The organism is Dehalobacter sp., assembly GCA_023667845.1.
GTDB lineage: Bacteria > Bacillota > Desulfitobacteriia > Desulfitobacteriales > Syntrophobotulaceae > Dehalobacter.
The window spans coordinates 1-3,013 of sequence record JAMPIU010000151.1; the positions used below are offsets into that span (position 1 = coordinate 1).

The 3,013-nt window shown below is 44.4% G+C and carries 5 protein-coding genes; 4 read left to right on the plus strand and 1 reads right to left on the minus strand.

Going from position 1 to position 3,013, the window contains the following annotated elements:
- The 4 genes from NC238_13740 to NC238_13755 form a co-directional block, all read left to right on the plus strand.
- Nucleotides 1-398: hypothetical protein (locus tag NC238_13740; GenBank protein MCM1566969.1), on the plus strand; the 398-nt coding region annotated here is incomplete at its 5' end.
- Between the two features lie 110 nt (nucleotides 399-508).
- On the plus strand, nucleotides 509-994 hold the full coding sequence (locus tag NC238_13745) for a VOC family protein (GenBank protein ID MCM1566970.1): 486 nt from the start codon (nucleotides 509-511) through the stop codon (nucleotides 992-994).
- 75 nt (nucleotides 995-1,069) lie between these two features.
- Nucleotides 1,070-1,462: a nuclear transport factor 2 family protein gene (locus NC238_13750; protein ID MCM1566971.1), complete on the plus strand. Its 393-nt coding sequence runs from the start codon at nucleotides 1,070-1,072 to the stop codon at nucleotides 1,460-1,462.
- A 160-nt stretch (nucleotides 1,463-1,622) separates the two neighbouring features.
- Nucleotides 1,623-2,621 (plus strand): aldo/keto reductase, encoded by a 999-nt coding sequence (locus NC238_13755; GenBank protein MCM1566972.1) that lies wholly within the window; start codon nucleotides 1,623-1,625, stop codon nucleotides 2,619-2,621.
- A 159-nt stretch (nucleotides 2,622-2,780) separates the two neighbouring features.
- Here NC238_13755 and NC238_13760 read toward each other — a convergent pair.
- Nucleotides 2,781-3,013 (minus strand): hypothetical protein (locus tag NC238_13760; GenBank protein ID MCM1566973.1); only part of this gene is annotated, 233 nt, incomplete at its 5' end.

The following is a 3,013-nucleotide window of genomic DNA, read 5'->3' on the forward strand; positions in this document are numbered from 1 at the left end:
GATTTATAGGGATTGCAATTTATTATGTTTCAACTGTTGGATTTGAAATGTTATCTGTGAGTAAACAATATTATTCCACGGACTCAATAGAGTCTCAACAGCAACTGCTGTCGGTTGGGCACGCGTTAATAGCAAGATATAAAGGTACGGCATTCGATGTTTATTATGTTTTGAATGCCATTACTCTCCTTATGATTTCCACGACAATGTATAAATCAAAGGATTTTGGGAAATCTACTGCTACATGGGGATTGATTGCCGGGATTTTTATGTTAATCCCATCCACAGCAGGAACATTAGGATTGATTTTTTCGTTACTATCACTGATTCCCTGGATAGTTTTTTCTGTCCTGATAGGGAGAAGACTAATACAAAGGGCTGCAGTTCCCGTATCGTAGTTGCTCCCCGCAGGATACGGATACGCTTCGGATTCCCCGCACGGTGCATAGCTGCGACTGTTAGCAGCAACAGTAAGAAAGTGACTCTCACACATAAATCTGACAAGCTGATGACAAAAAGTAAATTAATAGAGATGAATAATGTCGGTATCGTTGTTGAGTCGTTAGACCATGCTATTTCCTTTTTCACAGAAATAGGACTGATACTCGAGGGACGATCGATGGTTGAAGGTGAATGGCCAGGACGGGTAACAGGACTGGGAAATCAGTCGGTGGAAGTGGCGATGATGATTACTCCGGACGGACACAGCCGGCTTGAACTCTCGCAGTTTCTAAGCCCACAGACGATAGCGGACCACAGGACTGCTCCGGTGAACTCGCTTGGCTATCTCCGGGTCATGTTTAGGGTGGACAATCTTGACGAATTGCTGCCCAGACTTGTAAAGCACGGTGCTGAAGTCGTGGGAGAAGTAGTGAATTTTGAGAACATCTACCGGCTTTGCTACATTCGCGGGGTGGAAGGACTACTAATAGGATTGGCTCAACAACTGGGCGATCAGACAGTAGCAGATATTCTGGATAAAACAGGACAGTGACAATATCAGTTGCGTATCACATTGCCACCGTCAGGTGTCAGCTGAACAATATTTCTCAATCAAATAATAAATGTCATGGATAAGCGTACTGTTACAGAAACAATCATTGCTTTGGAGAGTGCTGCCCTCGAGGCATGGCACAATGGCAATCCCTCTCCCTATCTCGATCTTTATTCAAAGGACTTCACCTATTTCGACCCTGCGCTTGAAAGGCGGCTTGACGGTTGGGATAAGATAGAAGAGTTGTATGAAAGCATGCGGGGAAAGGTGAAGATGGATCAATTTGAAATGATAAATCCCGTTGTACAACAAACCGATACAATGGCAGTCCTGACCTACAATCTGATTTCATACGCAGGCGATACGCCGTGGAGGGAGAATTGCACGGAAGTGTACCGGCTAGAGGAAGATAACAAGTGGAAGATCATCCACAGCCACTGGTCATTGACAAAACCTATGATTGATTAAGTAAACAAACAGGCGGTTCAATGTGTTGATTTTTTGTCGGCGAATGCCTCATTTGCATAGCAAATCAGATAATCAGTTACAGGTGAATAAATGATGAATTTGAGTTACCGTAATTTCGCAAAAAAGAATCACGATAAATGACGTGAGATAAAAAACAAACATGGAATACAGGAATCTGGGAAAATCAGGATTAAAAGTACCTGTGCTCAGCCTTGGTACGGGTACATTCGGTGGGACAAACGAATTTTTTCAGCGTTGGGGACAAACGGACGTAAAGGAAGCCTCACGACTGATTGACATTTGTTTGGAAAGAGGTGTAAACTTCTTTGATACCGCAAATGTTTATTCGCGGGGAGCATCGGAAGAAGTTTTAGGTGCAGCCGTAAAAGGAAGACGTGAAAAAACAATTATTTCTACCAAGGGAACTTACCAAATGGGCGAAGGGATAAATGATAAAGGATCATCACGCTTTCATCTCATTAAAGCATTTGAAGACAGCTTAAAACGTTTAGGGACGGATTACATTGATCTTTATCTTATGCACGGTTTTGACAGCAATACTCCTGTGGAAGAAACATTGAGGACATTGGATAATCTGGTCACCAGTGGTAAGGTCAGATATATCGGTTGTTCTAATTTTGCAGCATGGCAACTGATGAAATCATTGTCCGTTTCAGAAAAGCACAACCTGGAAAAGTATGTTATTTATCAGGGTTATTATTCGCTCATCGGACGTGATTACGAACAAGAACTAATGCCATTGATAAAAGACCAGGGATTGGGTCTAATGGTATGGAGTCCGCTTGGTTGGGGCAGACTTACAGGAAAAATCAGAAGAAACCGACCGCTTGCCGAAGGACGCATACAATCAGGCGGAGCAGTTGGATCACCACCTGTTGAAGACGAATTTCTATATACGGTTGTAGATGCTTTGGAACGAATCGCAAACGAAACAGGCAGGACCATTTCTCAGGTTGCCATTAATTGGTTGCTACAACAGGAAACCGTTTCCAACATTGTCATCGGTGCAAGAAATGAACAGCAACTGATCGAAAACATGGACGCAGTGGATTGGTCTTTGTCTAAAGAACATTTGACCGAACTGAATACCATAACGACCCAAACACCTATTTATCCACATTGGGTCGGAGAACGGTAAAATAAATGAATTCCGCAACAACGTTTGTGTCGGAGGACAGTAACGAAGCCCGCACTCGCCGGCGTTTCATACACACAACCATGAAAAAATCCGCTTCCGGCAGGATCTGCTGAAGATCACACCGAAAGCGGAGATAAAATAGATTACAGCCATAAGCCGCTACTCGGCCATCAACACATGCATGATGTCGCAGGCCGATTTGGTGATAGAGGTGCCCGGGCCAAAGATGGCTGCCACCCCTGCCTGATAGAGATAATCATAATCCTGCGCAGGGATCACTCCGCCGGCAATGACCACGATATCGGCACGTCCCAGCCTTTTCAGCTCTTCGATCACCTGCGGCACCAGTGTCTTGTGCCCGGCAGCCAGCGAGGAGACTCCCAGCACATGTA

Bases quoted from the DNA above. Each gene is read 5' to 3' on its own strand.
- NC238_13745 (MCM1566970.1), top strand. From the start codon at position 509: ATGACAAAAAGTAAATTAATAGAGATGAATAATGTCGGTATCGTTGTT.
- NC238_13750 (MCM1566971.1), top strand. From the start codon at position 1,070: ATGGATAAGCGTACTGTTACAGAAACAATCATTGCTTTGGAGAGTGCT.
- NC238_13755 (MCM1566972.1), top strand. From the start codon at position 1,623: ATGGAATACAGGAATCTGGGAAAATCAGGATTAAAAGTACCTGTGCTC.